Source organism: Ignavibacteria bacterium (assembly GCA_025612375.1).
GTDB lineage: Bacteria > Bacteroidota > Ignavibacteria > Ignavibacteriales > SURF-24 > JAAXKN01.
Genome location: JAAXKN010000041.1, coordinates 12,337 through 37,337 on the forward strand (window position 1 = coordinate 12,337; position 25,001 = coordinate 37,337).

Annotated in this window: 22 protein-coding genes and 1 tRNA gene; 11 read left to right on the top strand and 12 right to left on the bottom strand. The window is 44.8% G+C overall.

Going from position 1 to position 25,001, the window contains the following annotated elements:
• Nucleotides 1-13 precede the first annotated feature (13 nt).
• The 3 genes from HF312_18000 to HF312_18010 all read left to right on the top strand — a co-directional run bounded on the left by HF312_18000 (nt 14) and on the right by HF312_18010 (nt 3,544).
• Nucleotides 14-628 (top strand): HAD family phosphatase, encoded by a 615-nt coding sequence (locus tag HF312_18000; GenBank protein ID MCU7522114.1) that lies wholly within the window; start codon nt 14-16, stop codon nt 626-628.
• 150 nt (nt 629-778) lie between these two features.
• Complete coding sequence (locus HF312_18005; protein MCU7522115.1) at nt 779-1,801, top strand: L,D-transpeptidase; 1,023 nt, start codon at nt 779-781, stop codon at nt 1,799-1,801.
• 69 nt (nt 1,802-1,870) lie between these two features.
• A complete protein-coding gene (locus HF312_18010) occupies nt 1,871-3,544 on the top strand; it encodes an amidohydrolase (GenBank protein MCU7522116.1) in 1,674 nt (557 codons plus the stop codon).
• A gap of 3 nt (nt 3,545-3,547) precedes the next feature.
• Here the strand turns inward: HF312_18010 and HF312_18015 are convergent, their stop codons facing one another.
• A complete protein-coding gene (locus tag HF312_18015) occupies nt 3,548-4,612 on the bottom strand; it encodes a ferredoxin--NADP reductase (GenBank protein MCU7522117.1) in 1,065 nt (354 codons plus the stop codon).
• A 261-nt stretch (nt 4,613-4,873) separates the two neighbouring features.
• Between HF312_18015 and HF312_18020 the strand changes: the two genes are divergently transcribed.
• On the top strand, nt 4,874-5,197 hold the full coding sequence (locus tag HF312_18020) for a hypothetical protein (GenBank protein ID MCU7522118.1): 324 nt from the start codon (nt 4,874-4,876) through the stop codon (nt 5,195-5,197).
• A 24-nt stretch (nt 5,198-5,221) separates the two neighbouring features.
• Complete coding sequence (gene nadA, locus HF312_18025) at nt 5,222-6,169, top strand: quinolinate synthase NadA (protein MCU7522119.1); 948 nt, start codon at nt 5,222-5,224, stop codon at nt 6,167-6,169.
• 84 nt (nt 6,170-6,253) lie between these two features.
• Here nadA and HF312_18030 read toward each other — a convergent pair whose 3' ends face one another.
• Complete coding sequence (locus HF312_18030) at nt 6,254-11,824, bottom strand: T9SS type A sorting domain-containing protein (GenBank protein MCU7522120.1); 5,571 nt, start codon at nt 11,822-11,824, stop codon at nt 6,254-6,256.
• Between the two features lie 496 nt (nt 11,825-12,320).
• Between HF312_18030 and HF312_18035 the strand changes: the two genes are divergently transcribed.
• A complete protein-coding gene (locus HF312_18035) occupies nt 12,321-12,683 on the top strand; it encodes a hypothetical protein (protein MCU7522121.1) in 363 nt (120 codons plus the stop codon).
• 19 nt (nt 12,684-12,702) lie between these two features.
• On the opposite strand, the gene ppk1 is transcribed toward HF312_18035, so the two are convergent.
• From ppk1 to HF312_18075, 8 genes are all read right to left on the bottom strand, one after another.
• Nucleotides 12,703-14,826 (bottom strand): polyphosphate kinase 1, encoded by a 2,124-nt coding sequence (gene ppk1 / locus HF312_18040; GenBank protein ID MCU7522122.1) that lies wholly within the window; start codon nt 14,824-14,826, stop codon nt 12,703-12,705.
• Nucleotides 14,827-14,894: 68 nt separating this feature from the next.
• Entirely contained in the window at nt 14,895-15,404 is a 510-nt protein-coding gene (locus HF312_18045) for a dCMP deaminase (protein MCU7522123.1), read from the bottom strand.
• A gap of 219 nt (nt 15,405-15,623) precedes the next feature.
• Complete coding sequence (locus HF312_18050) at nt 15,624-16,736, bottom strand: beta-lactamase family protein (GenBank protein ID MCU7522124.1); 1,113 nt, start codon at nt 16,734-16,736, stop codon at nt 15,624-15,626.
• A 93-nt stretch (nt 16,737-16,829) separates the two neighbouring features.
• Nucleotides 16,830-17,351, bottom strand: a complete 522-nt coding sequence (locus tag HF312_18055; protein MCU7522125.1) for a hypothetical protein — start codon at nt 17,349-17,351, stop codon at nt 16,830-16,832.
• 34 nt (nt 17,352-17,385) lie between these two features.
• On the bottom strand, nt 17,386-17,814 hold the full coding sequence (locus tag HF312_18060; protein MCU7522126.1) for a hypothetical protein: 429 nt from the start codon (nt 17,812-17,814) through the stop codon (nt 17,386-17,388).
• A 72-nt stretch (nt 17,815-17,886) separates the two neighbouring features.
• Nucleotides 17,887-18,972, bottom strand: coding sequence for a 3-phosphoserine/phosphohydroxythreonine transaminase (gene serC / locus HF312_18065; protein MCU7522127.1), 1,086 nt, complete (start codon nt 18,970-18,972; stop codon nt 17,887-17,889).
• Nucleotides 18,973-19,004: 32 nt separating this feature from the next.
• Nucleotides 19,005-20,237, bottom strand: a complete 1,233-nt coding sequence (locus HF312_18070; protein MCU7522128.1) for a DUF1015 domain-containing protein — start codon at nt 20,235-20,237, stop codon at nt 19,005-19,007.
• A 115-nt stretch (nt 20,238-20,352) separates the two neighbouring features.
• Complete coding sequence (locus HF312_18075) at nt 20,353-21,297, bottom strand: site-specific DNA-methyltransferase (protein ID MCU7522129.1); 945 nt, start codon at nt 21,295-21,297, stop codon at nt 20,353-20,355.
• A 230-nt stretch (nt 21,298-21,527) separates the two neighbouring features.
• Here HF312_18075 and HF312_18080 point away from each other — a divergent pair, with 230 nt between their 5' ends.
• Both HF312_18080 and HF312_18085 read left to right on the top strand, forming a co-directional pair.
• A complete protein-coding gene (locus HF312_18080) occupies nt 21,528-22,220 on the top strand; it encodes a sulfite exporter TauE/SafE family protein (protein ID MCU7522130.1) in 693 nt (230 codons plus the stop codon).
• A gap of 44 nt (nt 22,221-22,264) precedes the next feature.
• Nucleotides 22,265-22,483 carry a 4Fe-4S binding protein gene (locus tag HF312_18085; protein MCU7522131.1) on the top strand — a complete coding sequence of 73 codons (219 nt, stop codon included), beginning with the start codon at nt 22,265-22,267 and terminating at the stop codon, nt 22,481-22,483.
• 74 nt (nt 22,484-22,557) lie between these two features.
• On the opposite strand, the gene trxA is transcribed toward HF312_18085, so the two are convergent.
• The gene (trxA, locus tag HF312_18090; protein ID MCU7522132.1) at nt 22,558-22,896 is read right to left on the bottom strand and encodes a thioredoxin; all 339 of its coding nucleotides are present in this window, start codon (nt 22,894-22,896) and stop codon (nt 22,558-22,560) included.
• A 110-nt stretch (nt 22,897-23,006) separates the two neighbouring features.
• Between trxA and HF312_18095 the strand changes: the two genes are divergently transcribed.
• On the top strand, nt 23,007-23,399 hold the full coding sequence (locus tag HF312_18095) for a hypothetical protein (GenBank protein ID MCU7522133.1): 393 nt from the start codon (nt 23,007-23,009) through the stop codon (nt 23,397-23,399).
• A gap of 15 nt (nt 23,400-23,414) precedes the next feature.
• Here the strand turns inward: HF312_18095 and hisN are convergent, their stop codons facing one another.
• A complete protein-coding gene (gene hisN / locus HF312_18100; protein ID MCU7522134.1) occupies nt 23,415-24,170 on the bottom strand; it encodes a histidinol-phosphatase in 756 nt (251 codons plus the stop codon).
• Nucleotides 24,171-24,279: 109 nt separating this feature from the next.
• Between hisN and HF312_18105 the strand changes: the two genes are divergently transcribed.
• Nucleotides 24,280-24,609: a DMT family protein gene (locus HF312_18105; GenBank protein MCU7522135.1), complete on the top strand. Its 330-nt coding sequence runs from the start codon at nt 24,280-24,282 to the stop codon at nt 24,607-24,609.
• 75 nt (nt 24,610-24,684) lie between these two features.
• A tRNA-Ser gene (locus HF312_18110) sits at nt 24,685-24,771 on the top strand.
• The last annotated feature ends 230 nt before the right edge of the window (nt 24,772-25,001 follow it).

Here is a 25,001-nt window from a genome sequence, read left to right on the forward strand (position 1 = left end):
ATTACATTAACTAATGGGAAACAGGAAATATTCGGTTATAGTTTTTGATCTCGGCAATGTGCTCATTCCTTTCGATTACAGTATAATGATGAAAAGGCTCGATTTAGTTGAGGAAGGTTTAGGCAAAAAGTTCATGGATCATTATAAGGCAAATTATCATATTCACAGGCAGTTTGAACGCGGGAAACTGACAAACGATGAGTTTATAGAAATAATGCTCAAAAGCTGCAACGGCAGCCTTGACCGCGAGACCTTCTGCAGGTATTATTCGGAAATTTTCAGGCTGAACAATGACGTTGTCGCTCTTATTCCTGAATTAAAGAAGAAATACAAGGTGGTTCTTCTTTCAAACACAAACGACATACACAGGCAGTACGGATATAAACAATACGAGTTCCTGAAGCATTTTGACAAGCTTATCTTGTCGCACGAGGTTAAAGCTGTAAAGCCGGAGCCTGAGATATATAAGGCGGTTGAAGCTTTTACGCAGGTACCCGCGGAGGAACATATTTTTGTTGACGATGTATTAGAATATGTGGAGGGTGCTAAGAAAATGGGCTGGGATGCGGTTCAGTTTACTTCTTACGGCCAGCTTGTTGAGGATTTTAAGGCCAGGGGAATTCTTTAAATTCCCCAAATAGTGCTATATCTTTTTTGATTTTTAATTTTTAATTTGTCTCGTCTTTTTCGGTAATTAATAGATTTTGAAAAAGAATAGCACCCATACGCTTTTTTTTTCAGGAGTGCCTAAAGGTTATATTTTAATACCAGGGAACTTATGAAAGCTCGTAAGCTTAAAAGCCGCGTTATACTCCATTTTTTATGTGGAATTCTGCTATTAGTTATTGCCGCCATAAACTTTAACTGCCTGGAAAATTCAGGCCATGCAGGCAGCAAGACTTCTGAAAGGCCTGAGGATCAGGATAGAGAAACCTCAGGCAAAGAAGCCGCACACGACTATCAAGCCACAGATAATGCAGCACTGAAGGATACCGTCTTAAGATACAGAATGGACAGGGCTATACATTATGTTCCCTACCTTGTAAAAGGACGTGCCCCTCTTTCAAAACTGGATTCAATTTATGGATCTGAGGGCGCAAAGCTTATACTTGCCTTAAACCGCCTGGATGAGGCAAGCATCAGGCGCGCAGATACGCTTGTTGTGCCCGACACTTTGGCAAATCTTTTATCCTACTGCCCCTATCCTTACGTAATTGAACAGGCACGCGAGGTTCCAAAGCTTTTACTTATATCAAGACGCATACAGGCTTTTGCGGCCTATGAAAACGGCGTACTTGTAAAATGGGGCCCCACGAGCACGGGAAGGAAAGCCAAACCTACGCCCGAAGGGCTTTTCAGCGCAAACTGGAAATCGAGAAAGACCACCAGCACAATTGACAGCTCATGGATACTTCCCTACTACTTTAATTTTCAGAACAGGGAAGGCGTTGCCCTGCACCAGTTCTCGATGCCGGGCTATCCTGCAAGCCACGCATGCGTAAGGCTTCTTGAAGCTGACGCCAAGTGGCTTTACTACTGGGCCGAACAGTGGATACTTTCAGATGAAGGGAAAGTTGAGGCCTACGGAACGCCGATTATTGTTTTTGACGAATACCGCTTCGGCAAAAGAAAACCCTGGAAAAATCTGCTTGAAAACCCGGATGCCATAAATGTGACGGATAATGAAATTCAGGCACTGATGGATAAATACATGCCCACGATTAAAGAAAGGGTTGAAAAAAGGAAAGAGGTCCTGATGGCCAGGAAGGATAAGGAAACCCAGGACCTAGAGCAGCACTGAAATTAAGGACGCTCACAGTTTTCACTGCTGCACATTATGTTCAGAACTTACAACAAGTTCGGGATATATATGAAGCTTCTATATTGTTTAACACTATTATTCCTAATTATCATGCAGACATCCGACATAGCACAACAGCAGCAAAAAGCCTTCATTAACGGCAAAGTTTACACCGTTAATGAAAAGCAGCCTTATGCAGAGGCTGTAATTACGCGCAACAACAGAATCTTTTTTGCAGGTTCTACAGAAGAGGCAAAGCATTTCATTACGCCGGAAACCGAAGTAATTGACCTTAAAGGAAAACTAATGCTGCCGGGCTTTATTGATAACCACGTGCATTTTATTAGCGGCGGCTTCTACAAGCTTGGGGTCGATTTAAGGCATGCTAAGTCAACCGATCAGTTTAAGACCATGCTTAAGGATTACGTTTCCACCAACGGCGGAAGATGGGTTACAGGCGGCGACTGGGATCATGAGGCATGGGAGAAAAATGACCTGCCGGTAAAAGAATGGATAGACAGTTTTACGCCCAATACACCCGTTCTTGTCAGCCGCTTTGACGGCCATATGGCCCTTGCAAACTCATACGCATTAAAGCTAGCCGGAATTACAAAGGACACGCCAAGCCCCGAGGGAGGTCTGATTGTAAAAGACAAGGCTACGGGTGAACCCACAGGGATATTAAAAGACAACGCAATGAGCCTTGTGTTTGCCGTTATTCCGGAACCGGGAGAAGAAGAGTATGACAGGGCGCTGAAAGCAGCACTAAATGAAGCAAAGAAAAACGGGTTTACCTCCGTCCAGGATATAACTTACTCCAATGACCTTAAGACATACCAGAAGTTTGAAAAAGAAGGCAGCCTTACCTGCCGCATTTATACCAGGCTTCCGATTGCAGACTGCGACAACCTGATTGGTTCAGGAATAAGATATAATTTCGGCAGTGAAAAGCTTAAGATCGGCTCTCTGAAGGCTTTTGCCGACGGCTCTCTTGGAAGTTCAACGGCGCTTTTCTTTGAGCCATACGCCCAGGACACTTCCACGACCGGGCTTGCGATGGACTATGTAACTGACGGAAGGCTTAAAAGCTGGGCCCTTAAGTCGGACAAGGCAGGCCTTCAGCTCTCAATCCATGCAATAGGCGACAAGGCAAACAGCCTTATACTTGACATTTTTGAGGAAGTTGTAAAGGCTAATCCCAAATGGGACAGGCGTTTCAGGATTGAGCACGCACAGCACGTAAGGCCCGAGGACGTAAAGCGCTTTAAGGAGATGAACGTTATTGCCTCAGTGCAGCCTTATCACTTAATTGATGACGGGTGCTGGGCTGAGAAAAGAATAGGCAAAGAAAGGCTAAGGAACACCTATCCCTTCAGTTCTTTCATTAATAATGGCGTAAAGGTATGTTTTGGCAGCGACTGGAGTGTAGCTCCCCTGGATCCCATAATGGGAATTTATGCTGCCGTTACAAGAAGCACTCTTGACGGAAAGCATCCCGAAGGATGGATTCCGGAAGAAAAGATTTCAGTTGAAGAGGCAATTAAGTGCTACACCATTAACAACGCCTATGCATCGTTTGAGGAGGATATAAAAGGCTCAATTGAGGCTGGAAAACTAGCAGACCTGGTGGTCTTAAGTGAAGACATTCTCTCGGTTGACCCGGCAAAAATTAAAGACGTTAAAGTTGATATGACAATCTTTGACGGGGACATAATTTATAAAGCATCCGGCACGGAAAAATAAAAATCAGTCAAAAGGAGCGGTGGCGTCGTAATCTATTACGATGTCATCGCTTAACGGGAACCCCACGCAGGTAAGGCAGTAGCTTTGCTTTATCTCTTCTTCTGTAAGGGCGGTCTGGTCTACCAGGTTAACCTTTCCCGAAATCATCTTTGCTCGGCAGCTTGAGCACTGCCCCACGCGGCAGGAATTTGGCAGTTCAAGTCCCTGTTCCAGTGCGGCATCCAGAATACTATCCCCCGGGTTTACGGTAATAATGTGCTCTTTGCCCTGGAAAATAATTGTCACCTTTCTTGGTTTTATCTCCTCATCCGGCACGTCCTCGTTTTCCTGTATGCTTACCGAAAAGTACTCGGTGTGTGTTCTTTTGGGATCGATATTTTCCTGTGCCAGGGCGCTGAGGACGCTGATTATCATTCCGTTGGGACCGCATATATAAAAGTGGGCCTCATTTGATGGGTTATGTTCCTTCAGAAGCCCGAGGAAGAGCTCCTTTGTAATTCTCCCCTTCCGGCCAAGCCATTCACTATCAGGCTGGCTTAAGACGTGGATGACCTTAAGCCTTCCGGCATAAAACCGTTCCAGGTATTCAAGATCTTTTCTGAATATGATCGAGTTAACATTCCGGTTGCCGTAGAATAGTGTAACCCTGCTTTCTGATTCGGTAATGAGCGTTGATTTTAGAATGGACATAAGAGGTGAAATGCCGCTTCCGGCTCCTACAAGAACGAGCTCATGTTTTTTCTCAGGGGACACTTCAACTACAAAGCGTCCAAGGGGCGGAAATGCTTTAAGAGTGTCGCCTACCTTAATATTATCCACAAAATAATTTGTAGCGTGCCCTTCCAGAGTTTTTTTAATTGTAATACCTATATGGGGCTCTTCTGCAATTGAAGTTGAAATTGAATAACTGCGGCGGATCTCCTCGCCATTAAACAAAAAGCAGAGGGTTAGAAACTGCCCGGGAATAAAATTTATCACATTTCCCGATTGCTCACGGAAGATGAATGTCTTTGCCTCATCAGTTTCCTGGATAACGTCAGTTACCTTCAGCGTTATATAGCTTTCCATCTTTAGTTGCGGCACCTTTCGATAAAAATTCAATATTATAAAAGATAATAATATCTCCTGAAGCATGAAAGGCTTTAAGACAAATGGCGTACAATAATAGCACCCTGGCTAATATTAGCCCCGGGAAAGGAACTTTTTCTTTCAATTATTCCTTATGGCATTAATATTATTTTAGCCCTATAAACTTTTCGGAATATTGAAATAAATCCGGGATTTCGAACAAAATCGCATAAAAGAGCATTTTTATCTTATTTAGAGGCTTTGGAACTGTTTAAAAAAAGAACTGCCGTGGAAGAGGGCACAACCACGGCAGATAGTTTGTCATTTAAAGGAGGGATGAGAAACTATGTTTATTCTTCCACTGCTTCACAGCAGTATCTAACATATAACAAAGCTTGTGCCATAATGGGAGTACGTTTTTCGTATAGGAAAGTAGATGAAGGAATACTCATAATTCCGATTTTAAGAAAATGGGTTTTCTATGATTCCCGAACCTTGGAAAACGATTCAGGCATAAAAATTTTATTTATACTAAATATGGTAGTGTCCTATAAAAAAATTTTCGTTAATTTCGTATGCTATTAAAAAATAATATAAAAAGGGTTTTACATGGCCGATCAGGGATTAGGTCTGACAATAGATCTTGAAAGTGAGATCATAAAACTTAAAAAAGAGTTAAATGCGGTTATTCTGGCGCATTATTATCAGGAGTCGGAAATTCAGGACATGGCAGATTACATTGGCGACAGTCTGGAGCTGGCAAGAAGGGCAAAAGAGACCAAAGCCGACGTAATTGTTTTTGCGGGTGTGCATTTTATGGCAGAGACGGCAAAGATATTAAATCCTGAGAAACTTGTACTGCTGCCTGACCTGGAAGCCGGGTGTTCGCTTGCAGAAAGCTGTCCGGCGGAGAAGTTCAGAAAATTCCGTGAAGAGCATCCGGATCACGTGGCAATTACATATATAAACTGCACGGCCGAGGTCAAGGCTTTAAGCGACATTATCTGCACCTCGAGCAACGCTGAAAAGATAATAAGGCAGATTCCGGAAGACAAGCCGATATTGTTTTCGCCCGACAAGAACCTTGGGCGTTATCTTGCAAAGAAGACCGGGCGCAACATGCTCCTATGGGACGGCAGCTGCATAGTGCACGAAACCTTCAGTGAAAGAAAGATAATTGATCTTAAGGTAAGGCATCCCAAAGCCAAAGTAATTGCGCATCCGGAATGTGAGGACGTAATACTGCGTCATGCCGATTACATAGGCTCAACGAGCAAATTGCTTAAGTTTGTGCAGGAAGATGAAGCCAAAACATTCATCATAGCAACAGAGCCCGGTATAATACATCAGATGGAGAAGGCTGCTCCGGGCAAAGAATACATTCCGGCCCCGGGAGAAGAAAATTCCTGCTCGTGCAACAACTGTCCGCATATGAAGAAAAACACGATGGAAAAGCTTTATCTCTGCATGAAGAACTTAAATCCCAGGATAGAGATGGAAGAGTCTCTGAGGCTTAGAGCCTTAAATCCAATTGACAAGATGCTTGAGATGAGCTGAAATTATTATAATTCATTTTTAAAAGGCCGGTTCCAATTGGAGCCGGCCTTTTTTATGTATACCAGGAGGAGTGCAGAACATGACTCATTTCATGAGAAGGAGTTTCTTCACATCCATAAATCTCTTTCCGCTTTCTTCCAGAGTCTCAATCCTGTAGAGATAAACACCCGCTGAAATGTCCTGAGCGTTGAATGTCACGGTGTTCATACCTGAATGCCTGAACTCATTTACCAGAACCGCGACTTCCTTTCCAAGCGAGTTGAATATTGTAAGTTTTACGCGAGAGTCACTTTTCAGGTAATACTTAATTACTGTACTCGGATTAAATGGATTTGGATAGTTCTGGAAGAGCTTGTAGTCTGAAGGAATAAGCAAGCCGGCTTCTACGGCCGAGAGTGTATTTGTTATTGTGAATTCATTACTGAAGCTTACAACTGAATCTGCTGTAAATGCGCTTACTTTGTATGTGTAGGTTATATTTACCTTTATTGTTGAATCCACAAATACCGTATTGTTACGGTCCACTTTCCCCAGCAGGTCATAAATGCCCGTAGAATTCAGGTCGCCTTCTTTCCTGAAAATAAAGAATCCGCTTTCATTATCAGAGCTGTCGCTCCAGAAGAGCCTTACCTTTCCGTATTCAGCTTTAGCTATGAGATTGCAGGGAGCCTTAACGGGCTGCTTCTCTGTCTTAAAGGCGGCTGCATCAGAGAACTTGCCGAATCCAGCACAGTTACCGGCTCTTACTCTCCAGTAGTAGCACGTGTTGTAGCCCAAGGGTCCCACCTGTTTGCAGGCGGCTGTTACGGTTTCATCTATAACAAGTATCTTGAAACATCTATCCGTGGAGACCTGAACGTTATAGTTTGTTACATTCCGGACTGCCTGCCATTTCAATACAGGATTTATTGCTGCAGGCCCGCACTGATCGACAGGGCTAATGAGAACAGGGGCAATAGGAACGGAATTAAACTCAACAGTTACATTCCTGCCTGAAGTCATCTTTATCATCGCAGGGTTACTGCAAGTGCCTGCAAGATCCCCGCCCCAGGAGACAAAGACATTTCCTTCTGATGGGACAGCCTGAAGCTTTACAACTTCATTGATATCGAACTGTCCCTCATACGGAAGCGTCTTCAGCTCTTCATTTACCCTTACCTGTCCTGTGCCTAAACCTTTTGAGATGATTGTGAGCTTATACTGAATGATACTGAATGAGGCAGTCAGCGACATATTTGAGTCAACTTTAATACTAAGAGGATTATCCTTTCCCTTAATACTTCCGCTCCAGCCGTCAAAGACGCTTCCCTGGAAAGGAATTACGTTTACAGTAACTTCAGTACCGGTGATATATACTTTTTCGAATGGAAGCTGGACTGCTGCGCCGTTTACCATAACACGCCCTGAACCGGAGCCGGTTGGATGGATTTTAAGTGTAAACTGATTAAGCATAAACTCAGCTTTCACATTTTTATCCTGATCCATAGTAAAGTTTACAGGATTGCCTGTTCCCGCGGCAGCTCCGCTCCAGCCCGTGAAGGCACTCTTTGCACCCGGTACTGCTTCGAGCCTGACTACGCTTCCGTGAGGGCATGAAACTGAGAATGGGAGAACTCTCAGTGTGTCGTTTACCTTAATCTCACCGGATCCTGTCCCGGTACTTTCAAGAACCATCAGGCTGCGCTTTAGAAGTGTAAAGCCGGCGCTTACACTGACATCGGAGGTCATGGTTATATTAACAGGGTTTACACTGCCTGTAAGGCCGCCTCCCCAACCAGTAAAACAGCTTGTGGCAGCATCCGGAACAGCCTCAAGCTTAACTACAGATCCATGGCTGAAGGATGCTGTGTAAGGAAGGGTTCTTACTGTGTCGTTCACCTTAACCAGACCCGATCCGGTACCGGTGCTCTTTAAGACCATTAGGCTCCTGCCAAGAAGAGTAAATCCGGCCCTCAGAGTCTTATCTGAATTCATCGTTATACTGACTGGATTAGCTGCGCCTGAAAGGTCGCCCTCCCATCCCGTAAAGCTGCTGGTGGATGCATCCGCTGAGGCCTCAAGTTTAACTATTGTTCCATGCGGATATGAAGCCGAGTATGGCAGGGTTCTTAAGGTATCATTTACCTTAACCTGGCCTGAACCTGTACCCGTGCTTTCTATTACTACAAGGCTGCGCTTGAGGAGTGTGAATGCAGCATTGACAGTCTTGTTTGAGTTCATAGTAAGGTTTACAGGATTATTCGTACCAGAGAGGTCCCCGCCCCAGCCTGTAAAGCTGCTTGTTGCGGCTTCAGGCACTGCCTCAAGCTTAACCACAGTCCCGTGAGAATATGAAGCTGAGTATGGAAGTGTCCTGACGGTATCGTTTACTTTAATTTCTCCCGAACCTGTCCCTGTATTCTCGAGAACCATAAGACTTCTGTTAATGAGGCTGAACTCAACTGTCGCATTCATATTGCCATTCATTTTGATGCTGCCCGGATTAGCAGTACCCGAAAGGGCTCCTCCCCAGACAGTGAAGCTGCTGGTTGATGCCTCAGGCACAGCCTCCAGACTTACGACCACATTATGGGCAAAAGATCCTTCATACGGCAAAGTGTAAGTAGTACCGTTAACTTTGACCTGGCCGGAGCCCGTCCCCGTTTTTGAAATCGAAAGTGTCCTCTGAAGGAGAGTAAATTCAGCACTTACGCTCTTATCCCCGTCCATAGTAATAGCTGCCGGATTTGTTGTCCCTGTCAGGGCTCCATTCCATCCCGTAAAGCTGCTTGAAGATGGGTCTGCCACAGCCTGCAGTTTTACTACTTTGCCGTGAGGGTAAAAATGCTGGTAAGGAAGAGTTCTTACCGTATCATCTACTCTTATTTCTCCAGTGCCGGTTCCTGTATTCTCAATTACCATGAGCTTGCGGTTAAGTAATGTAAATTCCGCCCTTAAGCTCTTGTCCTGATCCATAGTAATATTCACAGGGTTAGTTGTGCCTGTAATGCTTCCGCTCCAGGCTGTAAAGCTGCTTGTAGATCCGTCTGCAACAGCTTCAAGCTTTACTACGCTCCCGTGCGGATATGACGCTGAGTAAGGCAGTATGCGTAATGTATCATTTACTTTGACCGCTCCTGATCCGGTACCGGTATTCTCAAGGACCATGAGGCTTCTGCTTAGAAGAGTGAAGCCCGTTGTCACATTCTTATCACTATTCATAGCGATACTGGCAGTATTGCCGGTTCCGGAGAGGGCGCCTCCCCATGCTGCAAAGCTGCTGGTTGCTGCATCCGGAGCGGCTTCCAGATTTACAACCGTGTTATGTGCAAATGATCCCGTGTATGGCAGGTCGTAAAGGGTGCCGTTCACCTTCACCCGTCCAGCGCCTGTTCCCGTCTTTGTAATTGTAAGTGTCCTCTGAAGAAGTGTGAAAGCTGCGCTAAGGCTCTTGTCCCCGTCCATAGTAAGAGTTACGGGATTTGTTGTACCCGTAATAGCTCCGCTCCATCCTGTAAAGCTGCTGGATAACGGGTCTGCCACTGCCTGCAGTTTTACCACAGTGCCATGAGAGAAATAATGCTCGTAAGGAAGTACCCTAACGGTATCATTCACCTTCACCTCTCCTGATCCGCCACCAGTATTCTCAAGCACCATAAGCTGACGGCTAAGAAGTGAAAACTCAGCTGTTACGCTCTTGCTGCCGTTCATAGTGATGGTTGTTGGGTTTGTTGAACCTGAGAGACCCCCTCCCCAGGCAGTAAAGCTGCTTGTTGAGGCATCAGGCGCCGCCTCCAGGTTTACTACTGTATTATGCGCAAAAGATCCTGTATATGGCAGAGAGTAAAGAGAACCATTTACCTTAACCTGCCCTGACCCTGCACCCAGCTTAGTGATTGCAAGTGTCCTTTGAAGGAGGGTGAATTCAGCACCTACGCTCTTATCTCCATCCATAGTAATAGCTGCCGGATTTGTCGTCCCCGACAGGGCTCCATTCCATCCAGTAAAGCTGCTGGATGATGGGTCTGCAACAGCCTCCAGCTTGACTACTTTACCGTGGGAGTAAAAATGCTGGTAAGGAAGTGTTCTTACTGTGTCATCTACTTTTATTGCTCCCGATCCGGTACCCGTATTTTCAAGGACCATTAACTGACGGTTAAGAAGAGTAAACTCTGCTCTAAGGCTCTTATCACCATCCATTGTAATATTTAGCGGATTGGCAGTTCCTGTTGAGGCCCCGCTCCATCCGGTAAAGCTGCTTGTAGCGGCATCAGGCACCGCCTCCAGGTTCACTACCGTATTATGGGCAAAAGATCCTTCATAGGGCAGGGTGTGGAGAGTGCCGTTTACCTTTACCTGTCCCGAGCCTGTGCCAGTTTTTGAAATAGAAAGTGTTCTGGGTATGAGAGTAAAGTCGGCCGAGAGAGCCTTGTCATTATCCATGGTAATGTTAATAGAACTGGAAGTACTCGTAACAGCTCCGCTCCAGCCTGTAAAACTAGTCGATGAGGCTTCAGGTGCGGCTTGAACCGTAATAGTCTGACCGGCATTGAATTTCCCTGAATAAGGAACAGTCACTTTTACACCCATGACATATATATATCCGGTGCCTGTACCTGTCTGTTGAATTGTTAGTGTCCTTTGAAGGAGTGTAAACTCTGCCGATGTTGTTTTATCCCCGTTCATGGTTACCGATGTTGAGGCTGGTGAGCCTGCAAGGTCACCTGACCACCCGGTTAAGCTGCTTGCTGCACCATCAGGCACTGCCTCTATGTTTACTGATGTCCCATGGGGATATGACTGTACGAAGGGAAAGGTTGAGACCCCGGTCCCGTTTACCTTCACAGTTCCTGAACCCGTGCCCGTGCTCTGGCTGATCGTGAGTGTTCTCTGTAGAAGGTCAATTCCTGCTTTAATATTTTTATTACTACTCAATGTAATGCTGGTTGGATTTGTGGTACCTGATAAGTCGCCGCTCCAGCCGGTAAAACTGCTGGTAGCAGCATCAGGGACAGCTTCCAGATTCAGAACTGTGTTGATTACAAAAGACCCTGTGTAAGGAAGGTCATAGATAGTGCTGTTCACCTTTACCTGTCCTGCACCGGTTCCAAGTTTTGTTATTGTGATGCTCCTTAGTGGAGTAAATTCAGCTGTTATATTTTTATTGCCATTCATCGTGATGGTTGTGGGACTAGTTGTGCCCGAGAGGTCACCTCCCCAGCCGGTAAAGGTATTTGTTCCGGAAGCAGGAAACGCCTCAAGAGTTACGACTGTATTATGATAAAAAGTTCCCGTGTAGGGCAGGGAGAAAAGAGTACTATTTACTTTCACCTGCCCCGATTCCGTTCCTGCCTTAGTAATCTTAAGCGTCCTAGAAATAAGAGTAAATGAAGCCATTACACTCTTATTTCCACTCAGTTTGAATGTGATTGGATTGGTGCTGCCTGAGAGATCGCCAAACCAGCCTGCAAAAGTGCTGGCCCCCGGTGTCGGAACAGCTTGTAAGGTTACGTTTACATTGTTATCAAATGTTCCGGAATAAGGAAGGTCATAAGTAATGTCGTTTACAATCACCTGACCTGTTCCGTTTCCTGTCTTTGTGATGGTAAGTGTAGCTGCCTGAATGGTAATCTGGGCGAGGAATAATAGCACCAGAAAAAGGAGTAACTTCTTCATTTTGACCTCTGATAATAATTGTTGTCTTCGCGTGATTCATAAGTTGCTTAGTTTCATCTATATGTGTCTTCATCATGACAAATTATTTCCGGTCACGTGCGCGTTGAATGACTTATTTCCATTTCTCTGCAGAAGGTCAGGCTGTAAGTATCCCCAGACGGGGTTATTCTCATGAATACCGGCGTTCGGCCAGTTATCCATTTTGCGGCTTATATAATTAAATTATCCGAATTCATAATACATTCAAAAAGATGATGCTGTGATTTTTTTAATTGTGACCGGGGTCACTATCTTTTATTGAGTAAGTACTTATGGGGATATTTATTTTTGACCATGCATCTTTGGCGGGGATTATTTACCTTGGGAAAAACCTGCAACTCGCGGGAACACTATTCAGTTTAATTTGTTGAAAAGATAATTGAAATTAAGAGAGCATGTATATGATGTAATGTTACTGTGTAAATTTTTGATTGTATGTTTTATTTGGGAGTGAAATATGATGCTGGAGAAATTAAGAAACAGTACCTTTGTTTTTGTTCTGATTTCAGTTTTGCTTGGGGCAATGGCGGGATTTGTTGACATCATAGCTTCAGAAGTTCAGTCATCGGCGCTTCTTATAATTATTTCCACCTGTTTTCTTGGTTTTATCCAGCCTAAGAATGCATGGCTTTCGGCTTTGATTATCGGCAGCAGCATACTGGCGGCACACCTTATCAGTCCATTCTGGGGACTTTATCCCGATTATCCTGTAGAGCCGAGCGTTTGGGCTACAACAATAGCTCTTATTCCGGCATTCATAGGGGCTTACATAGGCGCCGGGGCCGGCTGGGCTCTTACGGGCACAAGAAGCAAAGCCTGAGAATATCTTCAGGCTTTCTTTAGAGCTTCTGCTTGATCTTTTTCCTGTTTTCCTTAACGGAGTAATTCATCAGCCATTCCTGGGAATTGATCCTCTTTGCGCCCTCGGGCACTTCAGGTGTTATATACTTGCCATTAGGCATTAAAATGCGACCTTTAACATTATCCTTAAGGGAAATGTTAAGAAGCGTTTTAATCAGGTACTGCCTTAAGGATTCATCTTCCAGAGGGAAGGCTATTTCAACTCTTCTGTACAGGTTACGGGGCATCAGGTCGGCGCTGCTTAAATAGATCTCCTCGCTGCCGTTGTTGTATAAATAATATACCCTGCTGTGTTCAAGGTAGCGCCCAACGATGCTTACAACCCTTATGTTCTCGCTTAATCCCGGCACATTCGGCACAAGGCAGCATATGCCGCGGACGATAAGGTCCACCTTTACGCCGCAGTTTGAGGCCTCATATAAAGCAGAAATAAGTATAGGGTCTACAAGTGAGTTAAGCTTGAAGATAATATGCCCTTTGCCGCCCGCCTTTACGTTTTCAATTTCGCGCCCTATAAGGCGCAGGAATTTCTCTTTCATATTGATGGGGGCAACGAAAAGCTTTCTGAAATCCTTCTGGCTGGAATATCCCGTAAGATAGTTAAATACATCGGAAACATCGGCGCATAAATCCTCGTTTGCAGTAAAAAGTCCAAGATCGGTATAGATCTTTGCTGTTACCGAATTGTAGTTTCCCGTGCCCAGGTGAACGTAGCGCTTTACGCCGTCGGATTCCTTACGGACAACAAGCGTCATCTTTGCATGGGTCTTAAGTCCCACGAGGCCGTAGACAACATGGACGCCCACTTTTTCAAGCTCGCGTGCCCAGTAAATGTTGTTTTCCTCATCGAACCTTGCCTTAAGCTCAACCAGTACGGCCACCTGCTTACCCATTTCGGCAGCCTCAATAAGGCATTTTACAACCGGCGAATTGGCCCCCACGCGGTAGAGCGTCTGCTTTATAGTCAGCACTTCGGGATCGCGCGAGGCGGCCTTGATGAAATCTATAACAGGGCTGAATGAGTGATAAGGATGATGGATCAGGATATCCTTCTGCTTAATGAGGTTAAATATATTTTCCTCTTCCTCAAAGACCGCGGGTACAACAGGGTACTGCGGCTTTTCCTTCAGGCTGTGTAATGGAAGGTCATAAAGAGCGATAATGTCGCTCATTCCAAGCGGCCCGTCAATAACGTGGACGTCTTCTTTTGTTATCTGCAGGTTTTCCGTTAAAGTCTCCTGCATAAACTCGGGCATAGTAGATTCAACCTCAAGGCGCACAACTGTGCCGAATCTCCTCTGGCGTATGTTTTCCTCGATTACCTGCAGGAGGTCGTCGGCCTCATCCTCCTGGAGTTCAATATCGGTATCCCTGGTAATTCTGAAGCGGTGGGCCTCAAGAATTTCCATTCCGGGGAAAAGCAGGTGCAGGTTGTTTTTAATAAGGTCGCCCAGCCATATAAACTTTGTACTAACGTGAGAATTTGTTTTTTTCTCGGGATTTATAATTTCATCTATCTGCATGAGGCGCGGCAGAATGCTTGGCACCTTAACGCGCGCAAAATCCTTTTCGCCGTTAGGCTTTCTTACAAGCACGGCAAGGCTCAGGCTCAGGTTTGAGATATATGGAAACGGCCGCCCGGGGTCGAAAGCAAGAGGAGTCAGAACCGGGTAAATCTCTTTTTTAAAGTACTCGTTTAAGAGCTTCTGTTCCTTGGGCGAAAGGTCGTTTATGTCGGCAATAACTATATTATATTTTTTCAGCGATGGCACAATTTCGTTAAGCCACAGGTCGCGTGCAGTCTTAAGCATCGGCTGAATTTCTTTTTCTATTTTTCTAAGCTGCTGTAAGGGTGTAAGGCCGTCTATTGTAGGTTCAATTACCTTTGCCTCAACCTGCTCCTTCAGGCCTGAAATTCTGATCATATAGAATTCATCGAGGTTGGAGCTGAAGATGGAAAGAAACTTTACCTTTTCCAGTAGTGGAAGGTGGGGGTTTAAGGCCTCTTCAAGAACCCTCCTGTTGAACTCAACCCAGCTTAAGTCCCTGTTAAAGAAATTTCTCGGGTTATTATACTTCTTAAGTAACTCTTTAGACTGCATTACACTAATACGTTTAGATATAATAAAATATAGTTAATTTTCTTTCGTTTTGCGCAGAGATACGGTCTCTACCTGCTCTTCTCGGTTTTTCTTGCCGAAGAAAAGCTTTCAAGGTCATATGATATAAAGTTATCGGGCTTTTCAAGCCTTCTTATGCTGACACCAGCATCTGAAAAAAACTTTTCTGCAAGTGTATCATGATAATCGGAAAAAATCACAATTTCCTTAATCCTGGCCGCAATAAGCGCCTTGGCGCAGTTTGTGCACGGCATATTGGTAACATAAGCCGTTGCGCCTGTTGTACTGATGCCGTGCGTGGAGCACTGCAGTATGGCGTTCATTTCGCCATGGATAGTACGTATGCAGTGGTTATCCACCACGAGGCAGCCCGCATCTTCGCAGTGTTCGCCGCCGGGAATGGAGCCGTTATAGCCTGTTGAAAGGATCTGCTTATCCCTCACGAGCACGCAGCCGCAGTGCATTCTGGGGCAGGTGGAGCGTTCTGAAACGAGCATTGCAAGCTTCAGGAAATAGGTATCCCATGATGGCCTGTGATTATGGTTATGATTTTCGCTCATATATGATATCCGTTTCGACGTTAAAAATGTAATAAATTAATAAAATGGTGTTTCGAAATATAGTGCAGTATAAGGAGAAAGTAAAAGGAGTAAAACACCAGCAGATTAAGCTTCTATGTTTAGGGGAGGATCCATCCTCCTCCGGAGGATAAGAGATGTCAGGAAGTGGTTCCTGACATCTCTATCTGACATCTCTATTCTGACCTCCCAGAACTACCTTTAGTTTCCGGCCGCCGTCGGGCTGCCTTCAATTGCCGTAACAACTGCGTCAGCTACATTGGAGCGTACAGGTCCAACGTTTGCCTTATCGTCGGGATAAACCCTGTTTGTAAGGACAATAACAAAAATCTTGCGTTCGGGATCCATCCATGCGCTTGTGCCGGTGTAGCCTGTGTGCCCGAATGAGCTGCCGGAGAAGAGCTTGCCGGCTGAAGAATACCCGGTTAAAGATTTTGTATCCCATCCAAGAGCGCGTGAGCTTGCAGCGGAGTAGCGGGTAGTGAACTTCTTAACTGTTTCTTCCTTGAAATAGCGTTTGCCCTGATAGACTCCGTCGCCTAAAAGTATCTGGCAAATTTTTGCAAGGTCACCTGGGGTTGAGAAGAGTCCCGCATTGCCTGAAAGCCCCTGGAGCCCTCTTGCCAAAGGATCGTGCACAATTCCCTGTGTGGTGTCGCTTGTAGGCAGGCAGTCTTTTTTGTATTCATCAGAAGGAGTAAACATTGTGCGGGTCATTCCGAGAGGATCCGTAAAGTTCTCCTTATAGTACTTAAACATAGGCATGCCTGTAACTGCCTCGATTACCCTCATAGTGCTTACGAAGTTTAGGCAGCTGTAAACTGTGTTTGAATCTGTCTTATAAGCAAACTGGAGGCTAAAGATCTTGTTAAAGATATCTTTTGGTGTTTCTCCCTGTTTGGGTGAATAATAAGCAGGAAGCCCGCTATTGTGAAGAAGAAGGTTTCTGACCTTAACATCCCCTTTGCCGCTCTGAGCAAAACCGGGGACGAAGTCCTTTACCGGTTTTTCAATGTCAATTTTGCCTTCGTCGACGAGCTTCATCATGCAGGTAGTTGTAGCAAATACCTTTGTGCATGAAGCCATATCGAACATCGACTGGAGGTCCACGCTTTTGGAATTAGAGTCGTAAGTAAAGTGCCCGTAGGCTTTCTGGTAAAGAATTTTGTCGGGTGTACCGACTATGACTGCAGCACCCGGGGTGATGTGCTTTTTGATTGCGTTTTCGATTATTGAATCCACAGCAGAGAACTGCTGTGCGAAGAGGGATGTAGATACGAAAAGGACAAACAGTAACAAAGTAACTTTTTTCATGACGGCATACCTTATATAATGATTCCACAAAAAAATAAAAAAAGCCGGGTTAGTTTTCAACATACCCGGCTTTGCATAGAAATAAAAATTAAATTACTTTATGTCTTTAACAAACCAGTGGGCAAAAGAATCGGCCACCTTATCGAAGAAGCCGCTTTTCTTGAAGATTTCATGCTCCTCCATATGGGCGCTTTCGTAGCCGGTTGAAATAAAATAGATCATTTTATCATAGAACGAATCTATTCTTCTGAAGAATTCGAGGGCACGGTACATATCGATAGCGTCGTTAATGATGCCCTGGCTTCTTATATACTTCCAGAGTTCCACTTTTGAAAGCGAGGTGGCATAGAGCACTTCACTTAATTTAATGCCTTCGTGTGCTCTTGCCCTTCCAAGTTTCATGTAGTGTTCGGCTATCTCTCTGAAGGCTGTTTCCTCCTGCGGGAGCCAGGCACTCAGGCGCCTGTAGACGTCGAATACCTTGAAGTGGAGGTCATCATCAGAAAGACTTTTATAGCCCGGTGTAAGAGGGTTATTTTTAACTTCCCTGATCCAGTTCCGGGTTAGCAACTCGGCATGAGTTTCGATAAGCGCAATGAACTTATCATGCAGCAGCATCTCATCACCCTCCTTTGTGTTAAATCATAATCTATTTAGTCAGATCAAACTCCTTGTCAGTTTTGACCTCCCTGCCCGAAAGGAGATCCCTGACGTTGAAGATCACTTTATACCTGCCCGTGGTAAAAGTGGAATCAAACTCCATTTGTGCTTCGACCGGGAGGTCTAAGAATTCCTCCTGCTGGTTCTCGTCGATAGTATCGGCGGCAAATGAGTTCAGGGTTTTGCCCTGAGGAGTAACCAGGTCGATTGAGTAAGCCAGTTTTGCCTTATGGGTTTTATCCTGTACATCCTCGCTAAACCCTTTGACCCGTACAGTGGCAGTAACTTCCCAGCCATCGGGTGCGTTCATGGCAATGGCCTCGGGGCTGAAGGCCTCGAGCTTGCGGCCGCCGTCCCTGCCGCATGAGCTAAGAGTGACTGCTAAAGATAATATAAAAAAAAGAGCAATCTTTTTCATGTAGTATTCCTATAATATAATAAAGAGCGGCCAAAAAACTGTGGGGCCGCTCTTTTCCCAAAAAAGAACTAATTAGTTTCTTGACTTAAAGTCTTTCATAAACTGGACGAGGTCTGCAACTCCCTGTTTCGGGAAAGCGTTGTAGATTGAAGCCCTGAGGCCGCCAACGGAGCGGTGCCCCTTAAGACCTGAGAACCCGGCTTTGGAAGTCTCTTCGATCAGTTTCTTTTCGAGCTCTTCGCTCGGCAGGCGGAAGGTAACGTTCATAAGTGAACGGCTGTCCTTCTGTGCCGTCGGGCGGTAGAAGCCGTCGCTTTCATCCATATAGTCGTAAAGGAGGCCGGCCTTCTCGCAGTTTAACTTGTACATAGATTCGAGTCCGCCGTTCTTAATGAGCCACTTTGTAACCAGATCAATTATATAGATACCGAAAGTAGTAGGGGTATTATACATCGAACCGTTTTCGGCGTGGATCTTATAGTTAAGATATGTATGGAGGCTGTCGGAGCTTCTTTCGAGCATATCTTTACGGATAATAACAACTGTAACGCCCGAGGGGCCGAGGTTTTTCTGAGCGCCTGCATAAATAAGGGCGTACTTGCTAACGTCAATTTTCTTGTGCATGAAGTCTGAAGAAGCGTCGCACACAAGGGGGACATTGCCAACTTCAGGTTCTTTCTTCCATTCTGTTCCATAAATTGTATTATTGGAAGTGAAGTGGACGTATGAGGCATCGGGGTCGAGCTTCAGTTCTTCCTGTTTAGGTATTCTTGTAAAGTTTTCGCCTTCAGTTGAAGCTGCAACGTTAACCGTACCTACTCTTTTAGCTTCCTTAATAGCCTTTTTTGCCCATACGCCGGTACTTATATAGTCGGCCTTATTCTTCGGGGGCATAAGGTTCAGAGGAACCATTGAGAACTGCAGCGTAGCGCCGCCCTGGAGGAAAAGTATCTGGTAATTATCATCTATGCCGAGCAGTGTTCTTAAACCCTGGTCGGCTCCAAGTATTATTTCATCGAATTTTTTGGAGCGGTGGCTGATCTCGAGTATAGACATGCCAACGCCGGGGAGCATAAAGAGGTCTTTCTGTGCCTCGAGCAGGACTTCTTCCGGAAGAACGGCCGGGCCTGCGCTAAAGTTATAAATTCTTTTTTCCATTTGAGCCTTCCTTTTTTTGTTAAAATTTTCTGTTATATTAAATGCACCAACAGCCCGTCTCTTAATTTCGGTTCAAACCAGGTAGATTTAGGAGGCATAATTTCGCCGGCATCCGAAATATTCATCAGGTCCTGCACAGAAACAGGGTATAAAGAGAATGCAACGGCTGCGCGGCCTGAGTTCACTAGTTTTTCCAGTTCTGAGGTTCCCCTGATGCCGCCGATAAAATCGATCCTCTTGTTTGTACGGGGGTCATCGATTCCGAGGACGGGGTTCAGGAGGTAGCTCTGAAGGATACTCACGTCCAGGTTTTCGCCCACGCTAGCTGAGGGTTTAATTGTATCGTTAGGCTTTAAGAGATACCACTTGCCGTCTATATACATTGAAAAAGATCTTTTTTCAGGGGGTTCAGGGCGGCCTGATTCTTCGGCTGTAAAATGCTCCCGAAGCTTATTAAAGAATTCTTCTTTTGACAGCCCGTTCAGGTCCGCAACAGCCCTGTTATAAGGCATAATCTTAAGCTCTTCGGCCGGGAAAAGCACAGCCAGGAAGTAGTTATATTCTTCAGAGCCTGTATGGCCGGGATTTTTTTCCTTTTTCACGTTCCGGGCTCTTGCCGCGCTGGCTGCACGGTGGTGGCCGTCGGCTATATATAAATTCTTAACTTTTGATATTTCTTCTGCAACCTGGCCGGCATATTCATCGGGCATGATCCAGACTGTATGCTTAATTCCGTCGGGAGCCGTAAAGTCGTATACCGGGCTTGTCTGCATGGTTTTACTGACCAGATTGTTTACTGCTTCAACGCCCCTGCAGGTTAAGAAGACCGGGCCTGTCTGAGCCTCCGTAGTGACGATATGTTTTGTCCTGTCGTCTTCCTTATCCTTTCTGGTCTTTTCATGCTTTAATATAACATTATTGTCGTAATCATCAACGGAAAACGTTGCAGCAATACCCGTCTGTTCCTGGCTACCCATAACGAGCTTATATACATAGAGGTGGGGTTTTTCGTCAGTAACAAGGGGTGCCTGGCTTTTAATTTTCTGGAGGTTTTCCTTAGCCTTGAGGTAGACTTCATCCGAGTAGGGATTGACATCTTTGCCGAGTTCGATCTCAGCTCTTGTAATTCTGAGATAGCTAAAAGGAAAGTCCTGAGCCATGAGGGCAGCCTCATCGCGGTTAACCACGTCGTATGGGACGCTGGCTACAAGGTGTGCCACATTTTCCTTTGGTCTTAAAGCCTTAAAGGGTCTGATGACAGCCATAAATTCTCCGGTTAAAATATGAAAGAAATTTATTGGTTTAAAGATGCCGAAATTATATAAAAAACTCCATAGTTTACCATTTGAATTAAATTATTATTTCCCTTAAGGCACCTCTTTATTTTTTCTGGAGGTGTAGAGTATTACGTTCCCAGAAGACGCCGCCGGTAAAGCCCTGGATGTTTTTATTTTCATCGGCCAAGAGGAGGCGCTTTTCAGCCAGGAGGCAGTATTCCTCATTCTGCTCGATGCCCAGGTACCTGCGTCCCAGTTTTTTTGCCGTTACGGATGTAGTGCCGCTTCCCAAGAACGGGTCCAGCACAAAATCGTCCTCGTTTGTAGAGGCAAGAATAATTTTTGCCAGGAGCTTCTCGCTTTTCTGAGTAGGGTGGTCCGTATTTTCGGGCATGGACCAGAACGGGATAGTTATGTCAGTCCATATATTGGAGGGGTGTGTATCCCTGTAGTTGCCGGAGTGTGTTTTCTCCCAGTCCTTTGGGCTGCCGTTTTCGGTATAAGGGGCAATTACCCTGCGCCGAAGTTTAACGTTATCTATATTAAAAATATAACTACTACCCATGGTGCAGAACCAGATATCCTCGCTGGAATTTTTCCAGTTAGCCTTAGCGCCGCGCCCCTTTTCCCTTTCCCAGGTAATGCGGTTGCGGACGGTAAAGTGGCGTGAGGCAGCCTCAAAGATTGAAGCCGAGGTAAACCAGTCGCCGCAAATATATATTGAAGCCGAGGGTTTAAGCATATGCTTAAGAGAGCAGAGTATTTCATCGAGCCATCCGGTATAGTCGGTAACCCTCTGGCGGCTGAACTTCCAGCCGTTAAAGTCCTTTGCGAGGTTATAAGGGGGATCGAGGAAGAGGAGGTCGGCAAAACCTGAGGGTAAAACCCTGGTCCATTCCATGCAGCTTCCGTTAATAATGCCCACAGGAGCCTCAGGCAAAGGCGAAGCCGGGAGCTGACGGATGAGTTTTTGCCTGTAGATTTCCTTTTCCTCACTGGAAAGGATGACGGTTTTATTTTTCTCTGATCTTACTTTTTCTTCTGTCATTGCGTAAAGTGAAATAATTGAGAATTATAAAATAGCTTATAGACTTATTACAATCAAATGCTCAATGGCGGAAGGTTCAAGGTTCGAAGTTCAAGGTTCGAAGTTCTTCGGAAAGACAGGTTTGGTAATAGGCAGTAGAACTGTTATTTTGGGATTAGTTAAAATTTTAATTATCCCTCATTGTTGAATAATTAAACATGGCCGTGGATTATACAGTTTTAGCGCTGATTATGATTGTGTTCATTGGAGCATTTACGCAAGGCCTTACGGGATTTGGGTTTGCGCTTATAAGTGTGCCATTACTATCCCTTATCATGGATGTAAAGGCGGCCATTCCGCTGGGGGCTTTGTGCGGATTAGTAATTAATATACTCCTTTTTCTTAAATATAAGAATCATATCATTTTCCGGGAAATTGCGCCGCTGGCAGCAGGAGCGTTCCTGGGTATACCTACAGGCGCAATTTTACTGCGCGAAGCCCACCCCGGAATCATAAAAATAATTCTGGCCCTTGTAATTCTAGCGTTTGCCCTCTTCTCCCTTTTGGGAAGGGTAAGGACGAAAGAAATTAGAGCAAATTGGGGCTATTTTTATGGCATTATGGCAGGAATTTTAGGAGGGGCATTTAATACCAACGGTCCCCCGGTGCTGATCTACTCATACCTGAAGGGCTGGGACAAGAATAAAATGAAAGCCTCACTCATTGGTTTTTTCACTTTTACCTCTGTAGTAATAGTTTCATCGCATGCAGCCGCGGGTTTAATTACTAAAGATATTCTGGTACAGTTCTTGTATTTATTACCGGTAATTGCGGCGGGAATTGTCTATGGAAATCATCTTTTCAGCAGAATTTCCGCGAAAATATACAATAAAGTGATAATCTACTCATTAATAGTAATATCATTATTATTGATGTTTAAATAGATTTTTCTAAAAATTAAAAATTATTTATAAAATCGGGAGAAAAAATGGTAATTACAGACGAATGCATCAGCTGTGCAGCCTGCGTAGAAGAATGTGAAAAAGGCGCTATTCACAATGCCGGCGAAAGCTATACATATAACGGCGAAGAAAAAGCTGCACTTTCAGAAGATCATACTTTTATTGCACCTGAATTGTGCCAGGACTGCGGCGATTGCCAAGATGTTTGTGCCGTTGAGGCAATTCAAGGCGAAATAAAAGCATAATTATCAGCATTACGCTATATAGAGAAAAAGCCTCCTTTTAAGGGAGGCTTTTTCGTTTTAGGGCCAAATATTTATTAACTTACTTTTTCAAGGTAAGGATTAAGTTTCTTTACAAGATGCTGTTTGGGTACGGCTCCGATTACAGAATCGACCATGCGGCCGTTTCTGAAGATGCCCAGAGTAGGGATGCTCATTATGCCGTAGCGTGAAGCAACGCCGTAGTTTTCATCCGTATTTACCTTTACAACCTTAAGCTTTCCCTGAAGCTCGCCTGCAAGTTCATCCACTACAGGGGCTATCATGCGGCAGGGCCCGCACCAGGGTGCCCAGAAATCGACCAAAACGGGAGTCTGGGCTGAAAGTACCTCATTATCAAAATTCTTATCCGTTCCAACCACAATATTATTATTCATATTATTCCCTAATTGTTTTTCATGCTTATTTGATGCAAATTATATTAAAAAGATTCAACAGATTAAGCTGGTAACATAAACTCATTGATGCGCTTAGGATGGAGAAAACGATGAAACAGATGCTGTTTTTGCTGTTATTGCCCTCACTGTTTTTTGCGCAGAGCACCACAGAGGAGAACCTTGAGAAAGCCTTTCAGAACGCCAAAAAAGGGGTTTACTGGGCGTTATCTAATATTCCCGTAAAGAAAAATTCAGTAAGCAACGATCTTATTGCAGACGACAAGCTTGTAGCCTCGGTGAGGCTGGAGAAGGAAATTTTCGGAATTAAGATCGAATCGACTGGGCTGTTTGAGACCACCGAAATAAAGGTTAAGATCTTTAAGTCAACTGACAAGCTCATAGAGGAAGGCTACCTGAGGCCTGACACGTCAGCGACAAAGCCGCAGGCAGCCGAAGTTAAAAAGTCATTAAAGGGCAGGAAAAACCGGAAGCAGTCCAACTAGCCCCTTGGGGAAAAATCAGGGATTAAGGATCCTGACAACTTCACTATGTATTGAAGGCGCAGCAGCAATAATGCTGTGGCCCTGGACGGGGTCGTTGCCCTGGTAATCTGTAATTACGCCTCCCGCCCCGCGGACAACGGGTATTAAAGCCATAGAATCCCAGACGGACATTTCGGGATCTATCATAATATCGGCAAAGCCGGTTGAGACGAGATAGTATCCGAAGCAGTCGCCCCAGTTGCGGTAGAGTTTCACCTTGTGCATGAGGCGTTCGAATGCCTGGAGGTTCTGGTATTTTTCAATATGGAGGTGGTCCGTAGTAAGGAGAACGGCCTGAGAGAGGCTTTTACATTCACGGACTTTAACCCTGCGGCCATTAAGTTCAGAGGTTGAGTTATCCCCTATGAGGAATTCATTGAGTATGGGCTGGTTAATGACGCCAAGCAGGGGCTGGCCATTTTTCATAAGGGCGATAAGGGTTCCGAAGGTAGTAGTTCCGCAGATAAAGCTTTTGGTGCCGTCTATGGGGTCGAGGACCCACTGGTAGTCGGCGTCCACGTTATGGCTTCCGAATTCCTCGCCGAGTATGCCGTGTTCGGGGAATTCGCGCATAATCATTTCGCGCATTACTTCTTCGGCCTTTTTATCGGCAATAGTTACGGGTGAGAGGTCACTCTTGGATTCAATTTTTATTTCGGTGCGGAAGTAACCGCGAATAATTTCGGCGCTTTTACCGGCCAGGAGTTTAGCAAATTTCTTTAAGTCTTCCATAAAACAGGTTAAGGTTTAGGTTCAGGGGTAAAATACCCGAATAATTATATTTAAATTTACAGAAGAAAGAATTAAGTTATGCAATTATTTTAAGAAAGACTGGCAGGAAATGAGGACGATAATATTACTGGCTATTTCTAATATATTTATGACATTTGCCTGGTACGGGCACTTAAAGTTCCGTGACAAGCCTTTAATTATAGTAATTGCGGCGAGCTGGGGCATTGCGTTACTGGAGTACATTTTTCAGGTGCCTGCAAACAGGATAGGATACGGGCAGTTTAACGCGGCACAGCTTAAGACGATACAGGAAGTAATAACGCTTGTAGTGTTCAGTGTATTTTCAGTATTATACTTAAAGGAAGACTTCAGGTGGAATTACGCGGTAGGTTTCGGCTTGATAGCATTAGCGGTATTTTTTATATTTAAGAAATGGTGAAAAAATAAGGGACACGCATTAATTTCTTTTGCAAAAAGTAAAAGATTTCATATATTTGAGACTCGAAATATTTTTGGAGAGATGGCAGAGTGGTTGAATGCGGCGGTCTTGAAAACCGTTAAGGATGCAAGTCCTTCCGGGGTTCGAATCCCTGTCTCTCCGCACCTAAAACATAAACCCCTAAGACAGCGAATAAAAACCGTTTTCGGGGTTTTGTTGTTTTAAAGGGGTCTGTCTGGACGGCAAAATTGGCCCTTTTTGATGTGTCTTAGTCACTTTTTGGTCACTCCGAATTTAATCATTTTTGCAAATTTAGCTGAATTAGGTAGTTTCGACCTGTCACCGGGTAGAGGGGTTATCCAATTGACAACCCCACCCCCACAGAACCAGGC